The sequence below is a fragment of the Paraglaciecola sp. L1A13 genome (assembly GCF_009796745.1).
Lineage (GTDB): Bacteria > Pseudomonadota > Gammaproteobacteria > Enterobacterales > Alteromonadaceae > Paraglaciecola.
On record NZ_CP047024.1, the window covers coordinates 3229750 to 3249476 of the forward strand.

At 41.3% G+C, this 19727-nt stretch carries 18 protein-coding genes; 8 read left to right on the forward strand and 10 right to left on the reverse strand.

Features of this window, described 5'->3' with window-relative positions; all coding sequences use genetic code 11:
• Positions 1-3: 3 nt before the first annotated feature.
• Positions 4-693, forward strand: a complete 690-nt coding sequence (locus GQR89_RS13490; RefSeq protein WP_158770523.1) for a hypothetical protein — start codon at positions 4-6, stop codon at positions 691-693.
• Positions 690-2315, forward strand: a complete 1626-nt coding sequence (locus tag GQR89_RS13495) for a peroxidase (RefSeq protein WP_158770524.1) — start codon at positions 690-692, stop codon at positions 2313-2315. The genes GQR89_RS13490 and GQR89_RS13495 overlap by 4 nt, the downstream gene beginning before the upstream one ends.
• Positions 2316-2471: 156 nt before the next feature.
• On the opposite strand, the gene GQR89_RS13500 is transcribed toward GQR89_RS13495, so the two are convergent.
• Entirely contained in the window at positions 2472-3254 is a 783-nt protein-coding gene (locus GQR89_RS13500; RefSeq protein ID WP_158770525.1) for a DUF599 domain-containing protein, read from the reverse strand.
• A 564-nt stretch (positions 3255-3818) separates the two neighbouring features.
• On the opposite strand from GQR89_RS13500, the gene GQR89_RS13505 reads away from it, so the two are divergent.
• Positions 3819-4025, forward strand: a complete 207-nt coding sequence (locus GQR89_RS13505) for a cold-shock protein (RefSeq protein WP_158770526.1) — start codon at positions 3819-3821, stop codon at positions 4023-4025.
• Between the two features lie 283 nt (positions 4026-4308).
• Here the strand turns inward: GQR89_RS13505 and eno are convergent, their stop codons facing one another.
• On the reverse strand, positions 4309-5589 hold the full coding sequence (gene eno / locus GQR89_RS13510; RefSeq protein ID WP_158770527.1) for a phosphopyruvate hydratase: 1281 nt from the start codon (positions 5587-5589) through the stop codon (positions 4309-4311).
• A gap of 648 nt (positions 5590-6237) precedes the next feature.
• Complete coding sequence (locus GQR89_RS13515; RefSeq protein ID WP_158770528.1) at positions 6238-7128, reverse strand: pseudouridine synthase; 891 nt, start codon at positions 7126-7128, stop codon at positions 6238-6240.
• A 502-nt stretch (positions 7129-7630) separates the two neighbouring features.
• On the opposite strand from GQR89_RS13515, the gene GQR89_RS13520 reads away from it, so the two are divergent.
• Both GQR89_RS13520 and GQR89_RS13525 read left to right on the forward strand, forming a co-directional pair.
• Positions 7631-9799, forward strand: a complete 2169-nt coding sequence (locus GQR89_RS13520) for a response regulator (protein ID WP_158770529.1) — start codon at positions 7631-7633, stop codon at positions 9797-9799.
• A gap of 133 nt (positions 9800-9932) precedes the next feature.
• Positions 9933-10475 (forward strand): DUF6491 family protein, encoded by a 543-nt coding sequence (locus GQR89_RS13525; protein WP_233268972.1) that lies wholly within the window; start codon positions 9933-9935, stop codon positions 10473-10475.
• Positions 10476-10935: 460 nt separating this feature from the next.
• Here GQR89_RS13525 and GQR89_RS13530 read toward each other — a convergent pair whose 3' ends face one another.
• From GQR89_RS13530 to GQR89_RS13560, 7 genes are all read right to left on the reverse strand, one after another.
• Positions 10936-11181, reverse strand: coding sequence for a DUF6868 family protein (locus GQR89_RS13530; RefSeq protein ID WP_158770530.1), 246 nt, complete (start codon positions 11179-11181; stop codon positions 10936-10938).
• A gap of 48 nt (positions 11182-11229) precedes the next feature.
• Positions 11230-11706: an STAS/SEC14 domain-containing protein gene (locus GQR89_RS13535; RefSeq protein WP_233269162.1), complete on the reverse strand. Its 477-nt coding sequence runs from the start codon at positions 11704-11706 to the stop codon at positions 11230-11232.
• Positions 11707-12038: 332 nt separating this feature from the next.
• Positions 12039-12908 (reverse strand): 23S rRNA pseudouridine(2605) synthase RluB, encoded by an 870-nt coding sequence (gene rluB, locus GQR89_RS13540; protein ID WP_158770531.1) that lies wholly within the window; start codon positions 12906-12908, stop codon positions 12039-12041.
• Positions 12908-13648, reverse strand: a complete 741-nt coding sequence (gene scpB, locus GQR89_RS13545; RefSeq protein WP_158770532.1) for an SMC-Scp complex subunit ScpB — start codon at positions 13646-13648, stop codon at positions 12908-12910. The genes rluB and scpB overlap by 1 nt, the downstream gene beginning before the upstream one ends.
• On the reverse strand, positions 13649-14509 hold the full coding sequence (locus GQR89_RS13550) for a ScpA family protein (protein WP_158770533.1): 861 nt from the start codon (positions 14507-14509) through the stop codon (positions 13649-13651).
• Between the two features lie 18 nt (positions 14510-14527).
• Entirely contained in the window at positions 14528-15148 is a 621-nt protein-coding gene (locus GQR89_RS13555) for an L-threonylcarbamoyladenylate synthase (protein WP_158770534.1), read from the reverse strand.
• A 20-nt stretch (positions 15149-15168) separates the two neighbouring features.
• A complete protein-coding gene (locus tag GQR89_RS13560; RefSeq protein WP_158770535.1) occupies positions 15169-16047 on the reverse strand; it encodes a PHP domain-containing protein in 879 nt (292 codons plus the stop codon).
• 410 nt (positions 16048-16457) lie between these two features.
• Between GQR89_RS13560 and GQR89_RS13565 the strand changes: the two genes are divergently transcribed.
• The 3 genes from GQR89_RS13565 to trpD are packed head-to-tail and all read left to right on the forward strand — an operon-like array spanning position 16458 to position 19717.
• On the forward strand, positions 16458-18056 hold the full coding sequence (locus GQR89_RS13565; protein ID WP_158770536.1) for an anthranilate synthase component 1: 1599 nt from the start codon (positions 16458-16460) through the stop codon (positions 18054-18056).
• Positions 18056-18685, forward strand: a complete 630-nt coding sequence (locus tag GQR89_RS13570) for an aminodeoxychorismate/anthranilate synthase component II (protein WP_158770537.1) — start codon at positions 18056-18058, stop codon at positions 18683-18685. The genes GQR89_RS13565 and GQR89_RS13570 overlap by 1 nt, the downstream gene beginning before the upstream one ends.
• 9 nt (positions 18686-18694) lie before the next feature.
• Positions 18695-19717, forward strand: coding sequence for an anthranilate phosphoribosyltransferase (trpD, locus tag GQR89_RS13575; protein WP_158770538.1), 1023 nt, complete (start codon positions 18695-18697; stop codon positions 19715-19717).
• Positions 19718-19727 lie beyond the last annotated feature (10 nt).

Here is a 19727-nt window from a genome sequence, read left to right on the forward strand (position 1 = left end):
ATTATGGGTAATCGATATGGAAATGCTTACGGCCTTACCGTTCTGATCCCAGTCAAACCTGGCATGGAGAACAATAGATCCTACGACAAAATCATTCGCGATCAGATACAAAAATGGCCTAAAGATAGCGACTCCCCGTTGGCGCTTGTACCAAATACCTATCTAGCAAGAGTATTTTTATTGCAAGATGTCTTTTATGAAGGAGCACCTGCTGTTGAAGAACACCTAAAAAATAAATACTTAGTTTTCACAAGCAATTTCTATGGCGAATTAGACAGTTATTTGTATGGCATGTGGGAAGAAATTAGTGTTGTTCTCAAAGAATTACTCAAACATTGTTTCGCCTTTGAAAACGTAACGTCTGGCCGCGATTTTGTTAGTTATATTAAAAAATGTAAAATCAATAATAGCCTATTTTTTAATGGGTCGAATGACAAGCCTTTACCTGAGCAACTCAAGGCTCTTTATGTCAAACAAGCGTTTATTCACTTCGCATATTTAACCCAACATTTTCGTTATCAGGGTGATACTGGTGCAATCAATTTACAACAGTCGTTTAAAAAATTTATTACGTTAATTGATATTGAAAATCTTAACACTAACAGTTGGCCGATTGCCGCAACCCAAGTACCTGTTGAAATTGAAAGAGATGTAAAGGCAACTGTCGTTGTTCACAAGGAGGCGAGCAAATGAATATAAATGAATCAATTCTTGATCTGCATGATATTCAAGGAAATATAGTGTTTGGATATGGGCGGTGGGGGTATCCATTGTCGCGCTATTTGTTTTTCAAAATAAACGATAAACAACAAGGAATGGAATTTGTAAAAGGTCTGGTTCCTTTAGTCACTAGTTCCGCCCCATTGGACAAGCAAAATAATGGCGCTCCCCCACTAGCAACAACTAATTTGGCTTTCACCTACGCGGGTTTGCGTGAATTGGGTTTGCCGGATGAATCTATGCGAAGTTTTCCAGAAGATTTTCGTATGGGCATGAAGGCACGCAAAGATATTTTAGGGGATGATGGCCCCAGTTCACCTGAAAATTGGGATCCTATTTGGCAGAATAATTACGACGTACATATGTTTTTAAGCATCAATGCGACATCAGAGCTCGACTTAACCCAACGGTTTGATCAAGTAATGGCACTCGTTAATAGAGCGGAAATTGGCGTAGAGCTACTAGACGGACACAGAGATGGTGACGGTAAAGCTTTAAGCAAATTCCAATCTGGTAACGCGATAGTTATCGATGGCAAACCCACCGCAAATGAACACTTTCACTACGTAGATGGTATAACTAACCCAGTCTTTAAAGGTCAAGGTAGAAATCGAACTGATACTGTTGGCGCAGGAAAACCCACCAGGGCTGCTGCTAACACTGAAGACGGATGGGAGCCTCTAGAGACGGGAGAATTTGTACTGGGTCACAAAGATGAAAGTGCCGAATATCCCAAAGCACCAAGCCCTAGATTGCTCTCATACAACGGCAGTTTTATGGTGTACCGCAAACTTCATCAAAATGTTGGAAAATTCACTTCTTATTTAAAAGAAACAAGTGAGCACTATGGCGATAAGAAATTAGCCGATGATGAAAAACATGAAACTTTAAAGGCTAAGTTTGCAGGACGTTGGTCTAACGGCGCCCCCTTGGCAACTTATCCCGACTATGCTTCGGCGCGTAAGTTTGGCGAGCAGTGGCAAAATGCCACTGATGTCTTATTTTATCAACCTGAGGCAACGAGTGAACAGAAAAACCAAGCTCGAGCAATTTATCAAGATTTGAAAAGCAAAAGAAGCGGATTTAATTACGTTAACGACTCCGAAGGTGCGAGGTGTCCTTTAGGTGCCCATACTCGGCGTACTAACCCACGCGGTTCACTCGAATTTGATACGGATGGCGCATTTGACACACCTGGTGCAATGGTCAATAGACGACGAATTCTAAGGCGGGGATTACCCTACGGTAACTCAACTGATCGAACTGACAATGAAGGTGAACACGGTACAATTTTCATGGTGATCAATGCCAGTATTGAGCGTCAATTTGAATTTGTGCAACAGCAATGGATCAATTACGGAAACGATTTCAAACTAAGTAATGAAAAAGATGTTTTGCTAGGTAATCACGAAATTACTCAAAATGGCGACCCAAATGGTAGAACCTTGATCAATGCAAACAAATCATTGGGGCAACCTACCTTCATGTGCTCTGGTATGCCTCGATTTGTGGAAACACGAGGTGGTGATTATTTTTTCATTCCAAGCTTAACCGCCCTACGTATGATTGCCGAAGGAATTATAGACCCAACCTAAGCAAACCATATTCGTGTAAGCAAGGTTAATTTGCGAGGGGCGCGATGCTGCTATTAGTGATTAATGCGCTTGCAAGTTGGGTCACTTCGCCTTTGCGCATTAATGCCAACAATATAGCTGACTATTTTTTCGTCGTTCAGTTGCTTACTAACGTTTTTACTTTACAGCACGATCAATATCTTCAGCGCTCTTGTGCTCTGGGTCCAACGTGTAGTCCCTAAGTTCAGGAGGATAAGAGTCTCTTAATATTTCAAGCACTGGTGAATGAAAATCCCGTACGTATAAAATACAAGTTACCCAAATAGTCGCCACAATAAAGGCCGCGGGATGTAAAAACCAAGTTGAAGCAGCTATGCCGTAATAGTAAGAACGGATCCCTCGATTAAACTCGTTACCTGCACAAGAGTTTACTCGAGCCATTCTTTTGGCTGTTTTCAGTCGGTATTCTTCTGAGGGCATGTTCTCGCGGTAAGGACTACCGCCAATCAAAATACACAAAAAGTTAAACTGCCTTAACGACCAGGTGAATTTAAAATAAGCGTTAACAAAAATAAATATCAATAAAATCAGTTTCAATTCAATCAAACCACTGGAAACCGCTTGAGCAAAAGGAATGTCTTCAGAAAAACTGAGTAAACGCTCTACCGAGCCAACTAATGCGAATAGGCCAGCAATAATATAAATGGTCGTTGAGGCATAAAAAGAGACACTAGCCATAAGATTACTCGTGAGACCAGCACAAGCAACGGGGATCTCGCGTGAAGCCGACTCCATAGCCCACTGTAAACGATATTCGTGGGTGATCCCTATTAGCCCCTTTCGACCCATGTCCCCTCGCTCTAAAATAAAGCGGTAACCCATCCAACAGCTAAAAAATAACGCTACCCCGAAGTAATCTACCCAAGACAAAAGCAAGAATATGTTTTTTAGATCGTCCATATTATTTTTATAATCCTATTTGGGCAGTGTTTTTTTTGGGGGTTAGGGATAGTGCGTTATTCAAAATTATATTATTGGATGATAGCAAAACTAACCCATTGAGTTTGCTTTAAATTTTCAACTATAAGCCACGCAGTATCTCATCTTAAGCAACCATTCTTATAGTATTTAATTAGACGACTCATTCGAGGTTTAAATTTAGTAGAAACGCAAACGCGTGGGAATTTATAACTAGAATTATTATTTAGCGCTAAAAATTTAGGCGCGAAATGAAAGTGACGTAAAAAATACGTATTAAATAAAATGAAAATTGAGCACATTGATAGGGTCAAAATAACAAAATCATTGTCGTTTACGGTTTTTTTAGACATTAATTATAGATTTTATATCTCTACATCCCATATTTAACGGTCGATGAGCAATTAAATATTAAATAATGGGGAATGAGGTATTGTTATTGAGCTAATGCGTGTAAGATACACCGCATAAGTTTTTGGGTATGCGGATTGGTGAGTTCGGGTACTAAATAAACAAAATTTCACCTAATTAAATGAGTATATATAAATGAGTAAAGGTACAGTTAAGTGGTTCAACGCAGATAAAGGTTTTGGCTTTATTACTCCTGAAGATGGCGGAAAGGATCTTTTCGTTCACCATTCTGAAATTCAAGCAGGTGGCCAATTTGCGTCTTTAAATGACGGCCAAGAAGTTGAATTTGAAGTTGGACAAGGTCAAAAAGGTCCTTGCGCTAACAAAGTTGTTGCAATTTAATCTGATTTTCAAGCTGCTGTAATGGCAATTTGAATATAAATAGTACATGTAGACATCGTTTACATTACTAGTGTGATTGAATATAGAAGGTGCTGGTTTGGTTATACCGCTTACGTAAAGTAAAGGTATGGTTACCACAGCGCCTTTTTTGTTGCCTGAAATAAAATAATTATAATCCTACTATAAAATTATCCCTCTCTTAAAATATCCATGTACGCTATTAATAGGGAGTAACGAGAAAAAACAGCCCCCCCTATTTTACGTTATTTATTTATCGACCTAATCACGCATTTTTAAATGCTTTAATACCTGCAAACTTTGATACAGAACCTAATTCATTTTCAATTCGCATAAGCTGATTAAATTTTTCTATTCGCTCTCCTCTACAACCGCTACCCGTTTTCAAATGCCCAGCACCAATACCAACGGTTAAATCGGCAATAAAGCTATCAATCGTTTCTCCACTTCGATGTGAAACAAAACAGTTATATGAATTTTTATTAGCAAGTTCAACAGTTTCAAGCGTTTCAGTTACCGTCCCTATTTGATTAAGTTTAATCAGTATAGAATTGGCAACGCCTTTACTGATCCCTTCTTTTAAAATAGTTTTATTGGTGCAGAACAAATCGTCCCCTACTATTTCGACTTTATTGCCGAGGGAATCAGTCATATTCTTCCAACCATCCCAATCATTTTCAGCTAAGCCATCTTCAAGCAGAACAATAGGATATTGGTCCACCCAACTTTCCCATAGCTTGATCATGTCATCACTTGATAATGATTTCTGGGTACTTTTAAAAAATTTGTATTTACCACCTTCCCACATTTCACTTGTCGCGGGATCGAGACAGATACTGACATCTTTGCCAGGGGAATATCCTGCTTTGCTGATGGCTTCCAATATTATTTCAACCGCTTGCTCATTAGAATTTAAATCAGGCGCAAAACCGCCTTCATCACCAACGCCTGTGCTGAGACCTTTGGATTTTAAAATACCCTTTAAAGTGTGGAATACTTCTGTCCCCATACGAATCGACTCTTTGAATGACGTAGCGTTGTGGGGGGTAATCATAAACTCTTGAAAATCTATCGTATTATCAGCGTGCCTTCCGCCATTTATTACGTTCATACAAGGAACTGGCAGTATGTGAGCATTACTCCCCCCCAAATACTGGTACAAAGGTATACGCGAGCTTAACGCCTTGGCTCGAGCAAAAGCCATGGAAACCCCCAGTATTGCATTGGCACCTAATTTCGCTTTATTCGGTGTTCCATCTAGTCCTATCAAAAAATAATCAAGCTCTCGTTGGCTGGTAAAACATTTGTTCTCGATTGCTTTCGCTATAATCGTATTGACGTTATTGACCGCCTTCAATACACCTTTACCACCGTATCGATTTTTATCACCGTCTCTTAACTCTGTCGCTTCGCGTTCACCGGTTGATGCACCGCTGGGAACCATAGCCCGGGAAATCGTTCCGTCTTCTAATTTCAAATTCACTTCTACTGTAGGGTTACCCCTTGAATCCAGGATTTCAATTGCGTTAATTTTTTGGATTTTCATAGCGTAAGTCCTTGGTAATTAAGTTTGTTAACTAACGCGATGTTAGTCAAAAATGTTAGTGCTATTTTGCCTTGTATGTTTTGTATGTTTCATATATTTGGTAATATTTAAATGCCTTTGAGGTCCCACTATCACTAAAATCTGCTGTGAGTTCGAATTTAAATAGCCGGTACGAAACATTGCCTAAATGGTATTAATGAAAGTTATTGCCCTTTATAGAGCCCACTCTAAAATAGTGCTCATTTCCTTGAGACGAACCAGTCATAAATCCGAGTGAAAAATCATTCTATACAGGTAATTTCCACGCACACGAAACGTACTCATCGAGTATTTTCTCCATGTGTCATTCAAACCAGTATTTTTCATCTGACGTACTTTTCAGGAACACATCACGCGCTGGGAAGATAATTCCTACATGCGTGAAAGCCCACAGTATAATATTGATATTTGCTGTCAATATGACTGAAATGAGAATAAGCAAAGATAATGACACAGCGCAAGAACAGGTACGGTTTATGCGCAAAATCCTATGCTCACAAGCTATTTTCGGCACAGCCAACATACTGAATACATCTAAAATATAGAGAGTTTGGTTGAATTCGTTTTAAAACAATCGACGAACCATTAAATACGCACGCGATTAGGACGTTAATCTAAATTGAGTTCAGTGTTACTCGAAAAGTGTCTTAGTTGATGTGTTATTGGGTCTATGAATTCCTGCTGCTGAGCCAATAACTGCAAGGGTTTGTTGAAGTCATCCGGCTGACTTGGTTGCAACACAGGGTAATAGGTATCATGTAATAGCGGCCAACCAAGATTTTGCATATGAAGTCGCAGCTGGTGCGTTTTACCAGTTACGGGATTAAGTTCAAATAATGCCTTGTTGGCTGAGCGCTTTACACAACGAATATGTGAATGTGCGTTAGCCGGCCCCTCAACAGCATGCATTAAAAACCGTGGCGTGCTTTTCTCCAACCTATTTTTTATTTCCCATTGCTGATTGTCCGCCGGTTCGCTGTGACTCGTGCTGGCAACAGCTTGATAAGTTTTATTGATTTGATGGGTTTCAAAAAGTCGATGGTAGTGCGCGCGCGTATTGGGATTTACTGAAAATAGTACCAAACCTGCAGTGGCTTTATCGATGCGATGCACGGCTTGCAGATGTTGATTACCGGTCTTAGTACGCAATCGATTTTGTAGGCATTCTTCAACATATCCACCGCCTGGCATTACGGGCAAAAAATGTGGTTTGTAGGCCACCAAAATCAACTCGTCCTGAAAAATTATTTTTTCAGCGAAAGGAATAACGGGTTCACTTTTTACTTCGCGGTAATAATAAACGCGTTGCTGAGCCTTAAATGGCGTTTGTACATTGATCAAACGACCATCATGCCAATGAACTTTACCTTCAGCCATACGTTGTTGCCAAATCTCAGCAGATATTGCCGGAAATTTGATAATAAGAAACTCTAGAACTGTCGATACTCCCGGATTATGCTGGGGTAGACTGAGTTTAGATGGAGTAATCGCGATGGCCATAATTGCACTCGTTAATGATGTGATAGAGGTCTTTCATGTCGATATTAACGCCGCGAGTATATAACGTTTTACTGTGATGTGGGGTTATAGATGTCATCGCTGTTTTTAATATTCCATATAGCAACGTCTAACGAAAAATATAAAATGTTAAAACAGATACCCCCTTAGGATAATGGGTAAATAATCAATCTGCGCATAAGAATTCAATCAAAACGCCCACTGGTGATTCGGACCATCAGTTTCAGGTATTACTGGAATATCCTCAAAAAGAAAATCCTCTTTTTACAAGTAGCGACAGTGAATCGGTATTCCATGCAACTCAGGGAAATTACGTCTTTAGAATCGTAAAAAACATACCTAGGGCTAGTCTTACATTCATATACTGAATAAGCCTTGTCATGATTTAACAGATTGTTTGTAAAAACTTTTTCATTTATGTCGAGTAACTGTATTCTTGTTCATCTACTCTTATTCGAAACGGCACAATGGAGTATCAATTTTGATGTCAAAGGTAATAAAAAAGGGCCTCTCTATTCGTGCGCGATATATTCTAGCCTTATCCCTGATTGCGGCGACGGCTTCTGGCTCAGCGTTAACGCTAAAATACATATTCAGTGTACAAGAAAATGACGCTTATATAATCAATATGGCGGGTCAACAACGCATGTTATCCCAACGTATAGCGCTATTTGTTGCAAGATTATCTCATTGCCCAAGCGATAAAATCACTATTGAAAAGTTCGAATATTCACTGCAAACCGCAATAAGCAAATTCGATAAAAACCGAATTGAATTAAATAACGTACCTAATCTGCCTGCAACCGTTAAGAAATTTAACTTCGGTAAAAGCGCTTTAGATGCGAAAACAACGGCATATGTTAACGATGCCAATGGTTTTCTCGGTAGTGCTAATCGATGTGGCCTATCACCGACAATTTTCAATGCAAACAATACTGATGCGCTATTATCTGAATTAGATCAAGTTGTACAAGCCTTTGAGGTATCTGCCCGCGAGCGTGTTCAGCTTGTTGAAAATATAGAAATGCTTTTATGGCTTTTTACGTTGATATTATTGGTTTGTGAAGTGATATTCATTTTTCGTCCCATGGAAACGCAAATTAACAAAACCCTTGCGTCCTTAAAAGCCACGTTGCTCAAAGCTAGAACAGCCGAACAAGAGGCAATTGACGCCAGCAAAGCAAAATCCGAGTTTTTGGCTAGCATGAGTCACGAATTAAGAACACCTATGAATGGTTTGTTTGGCATGATGGAGCTAGCCATCGACAATCCACATAAAAGTGGTGAATATCTAAAGAAAGCGAAAAGCGCCGGTAAGCAATTGTTAGTGTTGATAAATGACGTACTAGACCTATCCAAAATAGAGGCTGGCAAGTTACGTATCGAACGCACTTCGTTAGATTTACTGCAACTTCTTGATGATGTGACGTCTGTGCAATCAGCAAATTGTCGCTTGAAAAGACTGACATTCAATTATCAGAAAAATACCACACTACCAGCACATATTTTTGGCGACCCCACGCGAATCGCGCAAATTATGCACAACTTACTGAGCAACGCGATCAAATTTACCCATGAAGGCTCGGTAAATTTAGAAGTTGGTGTTTACGTTAAAGAAAAACGATTCTGGCTATCAGCGAAGGTTCACGATACCGGAATTGGGATTGAACCTGAAAAAATAGAAACCATATTTAATAAATTCGAACAAGCCGATCAAACGACCACACGCCTTTTTGGTGGGACCGGTCTCGGCCTATCTATCGCTAAACAATTGACTGATTTGATGCATGGAACGTTAACGGTTCACAGCGTAGTTAACGAAGGAAGTTGCTTTGAGTTGTCGCTTCCTATCGAAATTGACCACAAGCAAGTTGAAAATATTCGACCTCATGTTCAACTGCACTGCGCGATAGTCGACGATCTGCAAACAAGCAGAGAATACTTACAGCATGTGGTTAAATCTCAAGGTTTTAAGTCAACCGTTTTTGAACATGCCGCAGCATTTTTGGCCAGTGATATCAGTCAATTCGACGCATTGTTACTTGACTTATCGATGCCCGAAATCAACGGTGTTGATGTTATCAACGCATTGCGTGAGCGTAACCTTAAAAAAACGCCGTCCATCATTTTAATATCAGCGGTCATTGAACACCTTGAATGCAATGATGACGTGCGCAGTCTTATTTGGCGAACCCACGCTAAGCCAGTCATGAGACAAGAGCTTGAGGCTGATTTACGCGAATTACATAACATCCAACTTAGATCTGAGCCGGATATATCAGAATCAACAAGCGAGCATAAAATTTTGGTCGTAGAAGATAATGAAATTAATGCAGAAGTAGTCAAAATCATGCTTGAGGGCGCGGGTTACCAAGTTACTATTGCGACTGACGGTGAAAAAGCCATTCAAGCCTGTATTTTCGAGCAATACGACCTGATTTTAATGGATATGCATATGCCCGTTATGGACGGTATTACCGCTACCGTAAGACTTAGACAAAAAATGAATTTCCTTAACCCTATTATTGCCCTTTCAGCGAACGCATTTGTTGAAGACAGAGAGCGTTGCATTGACGCTGGCATGGATGACTTCCTTTCTAAACCGGTTGAAAAAATGGCCCTATTGGCGGCAATTAAAAGACGATTAGGTTGACGTTGTCTAGGTTGTGTATCGGCCAATGTAAATATATGTAATAAATTGTAATTTAAGCGATTTTTAGGAAACCATTTAGTCACTAAATGTTCGAAACTAAAGCGTACAAATTTTATATATTCTTGGAGCTAATATGAAACACATTATGATACTGGTCTTTGTGCTACTGGCGCTTGGTGGATGCGCGTCAAATCGTTTATCAGACCCCGAAAAATTAGTCATTATCGAAAAATTTATCACCACTGAAAACTTAGAAGCTCGCGATACTATTAGTGCGTTTGATATGGATAGCTGGACATCATTAAGCGACCAATATTTGATCTTACGCACTTCTCCTTTTCGATCTTATTTGGTCAAGCTAACAATGCGCTGTAACGATTTAGATTTTTCGCCTAGCTTGCTGGTGTATTCACGTATCCCCAACACATTAAGCGCTGGTTTCGACAGTGTTTTCACCCCCGATAATCATAGATTCAGATGCAATATCAGTCGCATCTACCCACTAAATAAAGCACAGAACAAAGCCTTGATCGCGGCCGTTAATCCTAAAGCAACAGATAAGCCAGTCGAAAAATCTGACGATGAGACAGGTAATATGGAGGCAGGAAAGGATACAGAAAACGCTCAGGCAAACATAGTTGAAGAACCGCCAGCGCGCACTATTTTTGGTGAATAATCATTTGATGCGACACCCGGTTAAATTTAAATAAGCCAGAATGTTTGTACAGACCGTATTAAGCATATAACTGTAAACTGTTTAAGTTACTTTTATAGTGCTTAATTTGAGGAATGTAAACGGTCTGGGCGATAGTTGAGTACCAGTATTAACTTAATACAGCATTGATTAGCCGATAGAGTTTAGCCGATAGAGTTTAGCCGATAGAGTTTAGCCGATATAGTGCAACAACCAATGCTACGCCTGCGTTAACAATTTTGCTGAGGTCCTCACCATACCTCAAACAAATTTAATAACGCAGTCCGCTGTATACATGCTAAATCAGTGCACATACACAGCTATATTTACTATGCTGACTACCTTCAATATCGACTTTTCTTTCTAGTCCAAAGCAATCAAGGTCGTCCGTTTTAGCATAAAAAATATCGCACACCGCTCAAACCTTTATAGTAAAAAAGTGTTAAACAACGACTTTTAAAACAATATATGGGACGAGATTGAAGACGAAAATAAGCAACTTGTAGTGTGCCAAATAATTCATATAAAGGATTTTCAATTCACTGGGTGCAACGTTAAATAGCCTACCGTGTATGGTGGTGATTTTATCTTTCATCCAGATTAACACCAACGATGCGGCACATAATAAGCCGATATTAATAAGTGACATCCAACCGAAAATTTCACTTAACTGAATAACATTGTTCATATCGCTAACTCCATTTAGTTTGGTATAAAAAATTACGCTCTAAGTAGGCTATTTCTTAACCCAATCCCAAGCATTTTGCAGCTCATCTGAGGTAAAATATTTTTCGTCAATTCCAACAAGTTTGGCAAAGGGGCTGTCAATTGCTACTAACCATTTAAGTACCCGACTGGATGAGACAAATCCTAGTTTGTTTATATTGCTCATGTGATGCAAAGTCCACATCAGATCTTCATATACCACATCAAGACCCACTTTAATTTCACCATTAAGCAGAACCAAAACATTAATTGTGCGATGTTCTTCGAGCAGTTTATCGAAAATGGCTATCCACTTATCTTCTTCAGCTTTATCGATTTTACCGCCGACCTGAATGCCAATGGTGGCACCTTCACTTTTAGGTAATATTTTAATCACTGGCTTTTTCTCATTTGCTGTTGCATATAAAATAGAGATGGGGTGTAAACAGATTTTATCTACAATGCGCTTACATTGTAGATTTATCCATTGCGGCTTGAAACATGCCACATGGGTCAAAGCGTAAACCTAAACTATCAATATTAGCACTGCACAGGAAAAGTAACCGCGGGATGACTTCCGCATCTGAAAATGTATATTCAGATTAAAGAAGCAGAATACTAAAAATAGCGAAGGTGATTAACCCAGCTTGAAAACTAATGCGCCCAGAAATAGTCGGGCTTATGTTTGTCGAAATGCTTAACAAAAACGGAAGGAATACAGGACTGATGCACGGCTGCAAGTGCATTTTCAGCTTGCTGGCATAGAAACTTAGTCGTAAATCAAACGGTTCGATGTGAACTTAGGTCGTAAGCAACGGCTTACGACCTAACAATGCGTACTTACTTTTTCTTAGGTCTTGCCTTGGCGCGACCTTGATTCACTTTGTGCTTTTGCACAGAACGGCGCATACGACTCAGACGCACATGGTCCAGCTTGGTTTGTTTGTCTTCTATCATCGACTCTTGTTCTAAATCTAATTGCACGCTTTTACGCAACGTATTAAGATCTGTTAACGGCAACTCAATCCAGCCACCTTGAGGTAAGCGGTTTTGCAAGTCTAGGGTACCGTATCGAACACGGATCAAGCGGCTAACTTGTAAGCCTTGAGATTCCCATAATCGACGGACTTCACGGTTTTTGCCTTCAGATAGCGTCACGTTATACCAACTATTTAGACTTTCATCATCACCAGGGCGTTTGCGTATCTCAGTAAATTTAGACACTCCGTCCTCAAGTTCCACGCCTTTCTTAAGACGCTTAATAATGTCTTGATCAACATCACCAAATACACGAACCGCGTACTCTCTTTCGATTTCATGTTTAGGATGCATTAAACGATTAGCCAGTTCACCATCGTTAGTAAACAATAACAAACCACTGGTGTTGATATCTAAACGGCCAACGGCTATCCAACGACCATTTAGAATTTTAGGCAAACGGTCAAAAACAGTAGGACGTCCCTGAGGATCTTTACGACTACATAGTTCTCCCTCAGGTTTGTTGTACATAAGTACGCGACAAATAGTCGTTTTCGCGGCAGCACTAATTAAGTTGCCGTCAACGCGTAGTTGATCCAATGGCTCAACGCGATCACCTAACGTGGCAACTTTTCCGTTAACCGAAATTCGGGCTTGGGCTATCCACTTTTCCATCTCACGACGGGAGCCCACACCAGCATTGGCTAGGACTTTTTGTAATTTTTCACTCATTAGTGTAACTGCTCTCTTTGATTAGGGTTGTCAGTATCATCAAGCTTAGTCTCTGTAGCTTGTTCTGACGGTGTTTGTTCGGCCGATGTCTGTTGCTTTATCACATTGTGCGCTGTTGCGTCTTGCTCAGAGGTTGTTTGCTCGACACAGACCGGTTCAGCACTTTCACTCGGCGGCGTTAAAATCTTTCGTTCATCCTGACTATTACTCGTATCAAAGGCATCTTGACTAGGAAGGTCTTTCAAGCCTTTAAGCGAAAAATAGTTTAAAAATCCTTTTGTTGTAGCATATAAGGCTGGGCGGCCAGGCACTTCTTTATGCCCTACGATTTTCACCCAATCCCGTTCTATTAAGGTTTTCATAATGTTGCTGCTAACAGCTACACCACGTACATCTTCAATTTCACCTCGCGTTATCGGCTGACGATAGGCAACCATAGACAAGGTCTCTAGCAAGGCTCTAGAGTATTTAGGCGCTTGCTCTTGCCATAATTTACTTAACCAAGGGCCTAAACTATCCATTGACTGAAACCGATAACCGCTCGCGACTTCAACCAATTGTACGCCGCGAGATTGATATTCTAATTGCAACTCATCAATTGCTTGATTCAGCGCTTTTTTACCCACCTTCAAACCGCTTAATACTGTTTGTTGCAAATGTTCTTGGCTAACAGGCGTGTCAGATACAAACACCGCAGCTTCAACCAATTGCTTCAACTGCATTAAGGATAATTTTGCCATCTATTGCGGCTCTTCTGCTTTGAGCTTAATGTGAATATTAGCCAAAGGTTCACTTTGCACCAGCTCAATAAGCTGTTCTTTACACAGCTCAAGTATAGCCAAAAAGGTGACAACCACACCTGCTCGGCCTTCACTTGTCTTATACAAGCAATCAAAACCGGTAAAATGCTCACTGTTAAGCTTCTCTAAAATCAACGCCATTCGCTCTCGGGTAGATAACGCCTCAGGAGCAATATGATGATGCTCAAATGCACTCGCTCGTTGCATCACATTTTGAAAACTCACCACTAATTCCTGCAAATTAATCTTAGGTAAAATCTTAATAGGCGCGACCGACTCACTGGTTTGCGCCACTGCACTAAATACATCACGTTCCATGCGTGGAATATCATCAAGCTCATGTGCAGCTGTTTTTACGAGTTCATATTCCTGCAATCGCCTAATAAGCTCGGCTCTAGGATCATCTTCGTCCTCTTCAACATCCGGTCTTTTGGGCAGCAATAAACGCGATTTTATTTCAGCCAGTATCGCCGCCATCAGTAAATACTCAGCGGCAAGCTCAAGCTTTAAGTCTTTCATCATATCAACGTATAACATGTACTGTTTCGTTACTTCATAAACAGGCAAGTTAACTAAGTCGAATTTTTGTCGGCGGATCAAATACAGTAATAAATCCAATGGCCCTTCAAATGCATCTAAAATTAACTCTAATGCATCTGGCGGAATGTATAAATCTTCAGGTTGATCAGTAAATGCCTGACCGTTAATAAATGCTAGCGGCAAAGGTTGCTGCACTGGTTGCATGTGCAGCATCGCTTCCTGTTCAAGGGGTGACTTGAGAGGCGCTTTATCAACCGTCATAGCAGGTAAGTTTCGATGTTAACTAAATGGGCTAGCGTCGCCGCTGCCCTGTCTAATAATGACGGGCTCACCGTCCGACAAATCCACCACTGTGGTGGGTTGTTCACCCAAGAAACCACCGTGAATAATCAAGCCAACTTGTTTTTCAAGCTTGTCACGTATCTCGTCGGGATCAGATTCAGCCACTATAGCATTAGGCAAAATCAGCGTGGTTGACATCATAGGTTCGCCTAACTCTTCAAGTAAGGCGAGCGCAATGGCGTTATTAGGTACGCGAATACCGATAGTACGACGTTTAGGATTTTGTAACCGCTTGGGGACTTCTTTAGTCGCCTTTAAGATAAAAGTATACGGCCCAGGTGTATTGTTTTTAATCATACGAAATGCGCTGTTATCTACGCGCGCATATTCAGACAACTCCGACATATCTCGGCACATCAAGGTGAAATTGTGATCTTTACCGATTTGGCGAATGCGACAAATTTGCTCTAAAGCGTTTTTGTCGTCCATATGGCAACCAATGGAATATCCGGAGTCGGTGGGATAAACCACCACTTCGCCGCTGTGGATAAGCTCGCAAGCCTGTTTAATTAAACGAGTTTGTGGGTTATCAGGATGAATATAAAAAAATTGGCTCATAATCGTTACTTCCCAGTAAGTTACACGCTGTTTTTCGCGTGAGATGCTATATCAACTGGCTGGTCGATAAACGGCCAGTCATGCCAGATAGGGGTAAGATGCTCTGGTAATCCCAGGTTTTTCCCCAGTTCAGTCCAGCGGCTGACGAAATGAAAATCAGAACCCGCTGATGCCTGTAAATTATGCTCCATGGCTAATTCAACAATCAACTTACGTTTTTCAGGGTTAATCCGCGCATGGGTTGTTTCTATGCCATCGCCCCCTGATTGTTTGAATTCAGCTACCAGCTTGCGCAGCCATTTTGTGGTCATATCATAATGCGCCGGATGAGCAAGTACGGCTTTACCACCAGCATCATGGATCCACTCAATTGCTTCTTCGATCGAAATCCACTGGGGTTTGACGTGAGCGCGTTTGCCTTTACCCAAATATTTTTTAAAGGCGCTTTCGAAATCACGTACTTCTTTGCGATCTACCAACACCCGGGCAAAATGCGCTCGTGTCAATTGCCCCTCTCCTGCTAATAATTTGGCATCTCGCAATACATTTTCAATCCCTGCTTTGGCCAATTTATCTGACATTTTTTGTGCTCGGGCATCGCGCTCATCTTTTTGTGCGACTAAACGTTCGCAGAACAACGGATCATCTTTATCAACGTTCAAACCTAAAATATGAATATCAAAATTATGCCACGACGTAGATAGCTCAATACCATTAATTATGTGCATGGCACGCTTTTGTTTTGCTTGATGAGCAAGCGCTTCATCTAATCCTTGCACCGTGTCGTGATCGGTAATCGCCAACACATCCACTTGCATATTGTGCGCCCGGTCCACCAACTCTACAGGGGAAAGTTGGCCGTCAGAATAGTAAGTGTGGCAATGCAAATCGATTTTCATAAAGCGTTAAATATGACCTATTGTTGAGTACTCGCAGAATACTATTTCAAAATTGACTGTTGACAGAGAAGCAAAATTGTTTTCTTCTATACGCCTGAAGTGCGTATTATACGCATTTGGTCATGAATAGCAGACAAAACCTGAAAAAAGGATAATGTTTGTTATTAAGTGATAGTTTTATCACTTAATACTGAAGAGATTATATACCCATGAATACTGTTTTACGCGTTACAACTAACCTAATTTGGTGGTGGCACATCCCTAACTAGCGGGCTGTGAGCGTATGTATTTGTGCGATTGAACAAGAAAAGCCCGTATAATACGGGCTTTTTTTATGCCCGATTGAAAATTACGACCCTTTTATCATCCTTGCCTAAGACAGGTTACAAACAAGGTTATCGAGAAAAATCATGAGTTTAGCGCAGTTAACAGAACAAGCAGGCAAAGTAGAAACCTTACTACTATCGGCCGATTATGTGGCAGATCCACTCCAAGCATATCAATACCTTTGTCAGGGTAAACCTCATAATTTGCTACTTGAGTCAGCGGAAATCGACAGTAAAGACGATCTAAAAAGCTTATTATTAGTCGACGCAGCGATAAAATTGCAATGCGATGGCCCAATTGTCACGTGCCAAGCGTTAACTGATAACGGTGCTGCAGTCTTGCCCTTGTTTGTCGAATATTGCCCAGACGGTGTTAAGCACGCATTCAACCAACAAACGCGTACAGTCACCCTAACATTTACCTTCGCACAAGAAGAGCTAGATGAAGATAGTCGTTTAAAGGCACCCGCGGTATTTGATGCCCTGCGCCTACTGATTAATCGCGTGGTGGCGATTCGCTCGCACCCTGAAGCGCTATTTTTAGGCGGGGCGTTTGCTTATGACTTACTGGCTACCTTTGAACATCTACCACAGGTTAGTGATAGTGATAACACCTGCCCTGACTTTGTTTTTTATCTCGCAGAAACCTTACTGTTAATTGATCACCAAGCGAAAAAAACCGAAGTGATTGGCAGCGTATTCAGTGGGAAAAATGTCGGTAATAACTACTTTGCAATCAGTCAGCGCCTTGAGCAAATTAAACATAAATTGCGTAACGTAAAACCTGCCCCTGAAATTGAATCGCGCCACGTCAGCCCTGACGAATTAAAAATTAGTAAGTCGGACCAAGAATTTATTCGAGACGTCGAAAATCTTAAACAGCATATTTTAGCCGGTGACATTTTTCAGGTCGTTCCATCACGGACCTTTAGCTTACCCTGCCCAGACCCACACAAAGCTTATAAAGCATTGAAAGTGCAAAATCCCAGCCCATACATGTTTTTTATGCAAGACATCGATTTTTGTATGTTTGGCGCGTCACCTGAATCGGCTCTTAAATATCTTAAAGATACCAATCAAGTTGAGATTTATCCTATTGCAGGCACGCGCCCAAGAGGTAAACACGCAGATGGCTCTATTAACTTAGATTTAGACAGTCGTATTGAATTGAATTTACGCGAAGATGAAAAAGAAAAATCAGAGCACTTAATGCTAGTTGATTTAGCGCGTAACGATGTGGCGAAAGTTTCTAAACCCGGCACTCGCCATTTAAAAGAATTACTAAAAGTAGACCGCTACTCACATGTGATGCACTTAGTATCTAAAGTTGTGGGGCAATTACGGGATGATTTAGATGCGCTACATGCGTATCAAGCATGCATGAACATGGGCACCTTAGTGGGAGCACCAAAAGTCAGCGCTGCAGGTCTTATCCGCGAAGTAGAAAAGCAGCGTAGAGGCAGTTATGGTGGCGCAGTTGGCTACATAAATGGCCATGGTGATATGGATACCTGTATCGTTATTCGCTCGGCATTTATTAAAAATCAAACCGCCCATATTCAAGCTGGTGCGGGTGTGGTCTTCGATTCAGATCCTCAGTCAGAAGCAGACGAAACCCGCGGCAAAGCCCAAGCGGTTATTCGCGCTATTCTTACGTCCCATCAAGCACCGGAGGCAAAATAATGCGCTTAGCTAATACTACCGACCCGCAGACGCATGTTTTTTTAGTGGATAACTTCGATTCGTTTACCTACAACTTAGTGGATGAATTACGTACCATGGGCCTAGCGCTAACGGTCTACCGTAATTCAGTTTCACCCGAAGCCATTTTTGATAAAATGCGACAACAAGCCAAAGACCGCCAAGTGATTTTACTGTTATCACCAGGACCCGGCGCACCGGCCGATGCGGGCTGCATGCCAGCGCTTATCAATTTAGTAAAAGGGGTATTCCCAGTACTCGGTATTTGTTTGGGCCACCAAGCAATTGTTGAGTCTTATGGTGGCGACATTATTCGCGCCAACGTGGTTATGCACGGTAAATCATCTTTGATCACGCATAAGGGCGATAAAATGTTTTCCAATCTTCCTCAGCCCTTACCAGTAGCCCGCTACCATTCATTGATGGCGAGCAATATGCCAGCTGAATTAACCGTTTTAGCCAATTTTGACGATGTGCCTATGGCAGTTTGTCATGAGAAAGATAGAATGCTGGGCTTCCAGTTTCACCCTGAATCCATTTTAACCGCCTTTGGGAGTCAGTTATTGATGCAAAGCATTGATTACTTAACCCAAAACCAAGCCAACAATTAAAGGACCGTCATGCTATTTCCATTACTTGAAAAGCTTTATCAAGGTACAGCCCTTAGTCAGAACGAAGCCACTGATGCATTCAATCAAATCGTGACCGGCCAAGTAGATAACATTGTGCTGTCTTCGCTGTTGACCGCTTTAAAAATTAAAGGCGAAACCCCTGAAGAAATAGCTGGTGCTGCTCAGGCTATGATCAAAAACGCGAGCCCTATCGAGCGACCTGTTTATGATTTTGCTGATATTGTTGGTACAGGTGGAGACGGCCATAACACTATCAATATTTCATCCGCCGCGGCGATTGTTGCAGCCAGTTGTGGTGTAAAAGTAGCTAAGCACGGCAATCGTAGTGTCTCAAGTAAATCTGGCTCGGCTGATTTATTCAATGCCTTTGGCATGAAACTAAATATGTCACCAGAAATTGCACGCGATTGCTTAGACCAGTCGAATCTATGCTTTCTGTTTGCGCCTGTTTATCATGCAGGCATAAAACACGCGATGCCCGTGCGTACGACCCTTAAAACACGCACTATTTTTAACTTGCTTGGCCCCCTCGTTAATCCCGCTCAACCGAGTCATATGATGATCGGTGTATATTCACCTGAACTAGTTATGCCATTTGCACGTACATTGCAGTTACTCGGTTACAAAAAAGCATTAGTCGTGCACGGTAGCGGTTTAGATGAGCTTGCAGTGCATGGCCCATCCATTGTTGTCGAAGTAAACGATGACACGTTAACAGAATACACGTTATCCCCGATCGACTTTGGCCTTGAAGAATATCCGTTAAGCGCCATTGAAGGTGGGGTGCCTGATGAAAACAAACAGTTGATTCAAGATGTGCTCACCGGCTGCGGTCAAGCAGCACATCAAGCCGCTGTTGCGATGAATGCTGGCGCGCTGATTAAGCTATGCGGCAAGGCGGATACCTATAAGCAAGGCGCGCAAATGGCGCTGGACGCTATGCATGAAAAACGTCCCATGCAGGTAATCGAAAATTCTTCGGCAATTAGTCGCAGCCACGACATAATTTAAAGGAAGCATT

What these genes read in the sequence shown, in the direction of transcription:
- GQR89_RS13570 (WP_158770537.1), top strand. Translation starts at nt 18,056, where the DNA reads ATGCGCTTAGCTAATACTACCGACCCGCAGACGCATGTTTTTTTAGTG.
- GQR89_RS13520 (WP_158770529.1), top strand. Translation starts at nt 7,631, where the DNA reads ATGTCAAAGGTAATAAAAAAGGGCCTCTCTATTCGTGCGCGATATATT.
- GQR89_RS13505 (WP_158770526.1), top strand. Translation starts at nt 3,819, where the DNA reads ATGAGTAAAGGTACAGTTAAGTGGTTCAACGCAGATAAAGGTTTTGGC.
- GQR89_RS13525 (WP_233268972.1), top strand. Translation starts at nt 9,933, where the DNA reads ATGAAACACATTATGATACTGGTCTTTGTGCTACTGGCGCTTGGTGGA.
- GQR89_RS13490 (WP_158770523.1), top strand. Translation starts at nt 4, where the DNA reads ATGGGTAATCGATATGGAAATGCTTACGGCCTTACCGTTCTGATCCCA.
- GQR89_RS13495 (WP_158770524.1), top strand. Translation starts at nt 690, where the DNA reads ATGAATATAAATGAATCAATTCTTGATCTGCATGATATTCAAGGAAAT.
- eno (WP_158770527.1), bottom strand. Translation starts at nt 5,589, where the DNA reads ATGAAAATCCAAAAAATTAACGCAATTGAAATCCTGGATTCAAGGGGT.
- scpB (WP_158770532.1), bottom strand. Translation starts at nt 13,648, where the DNA reads ATGGCAAAATTATCCTTAATGCAGTTGAAGCAATTGGTTGAAGCTGCG.
- GQR89_RS13550 (WP_158770533.1), bottom strand. Translation starts at nt 14,509, where the DNA reads ATGACGGTTGATAAAGCGCCTCTCAAGTCACCCCTTGAACAGGAAGCG.
- GQR89_RS13555 (WP_158770534.1), bottom strand. Translation starts at nt 15,148, where the DNA reads ATGAGCCAATTTTTTTATATTCATCCTGATAACCCACAAACTCGTTTA.
- GQR89_RS13530 (WP_158770530.1), bottom strand. Translation starts at nt 11,181, where the DNA reads ATGAACAATGTTATTCAGTTAAGTGAAATTTTCGGTTGGATGTCACTT.
- rluB (WP_158770531.1), bottom strand. Translation starts at nt 12,908, where the DNA reads ATGAGTGAAAAATTACAAAAAGTCCTAGCCAATGCTGGTGTGGGCTCC.
- GQR89_RS13515 (WP_158770528.1), bottom strand. Translation starts at nt 7,128, where the DNA reads ATGGCCATCGCGATTACTCCATCTAAACTCAGTCTACCCCAGCATAAT.
- GQR89_RS13565 (WP_158770536.1), top strand. Translation starts at nt 16,458, where the DNA reads ATGAGTTTAGCGCAGTTAACAGAACAAGCAGGCAAAGTAGAAACCTTA.
- GQR89_RS13500 (WP_158770525.1), bottom strand. Translation starts at nt 3,254, where the DNA reads ATGGACGATCTAAAAAACATATTCTTGCTTTTGTCTTGGGTAGATTAC.
- trpD (WP_158770538.1), top strand. Translation starts at nt 18,695, where the DNA reads ATGCTATTTCCATTACTTGAAAAGCTTTATCAAGGTACAGCCCTTAGT.
- GQR89_RS13560 (WP_158770535.1), bottom strand. Translation starts at nt 16,047, where the DNA reads ATGAAAATCGATTTGCATTGCCACACTTACTATTCTGACGGCCAACTT.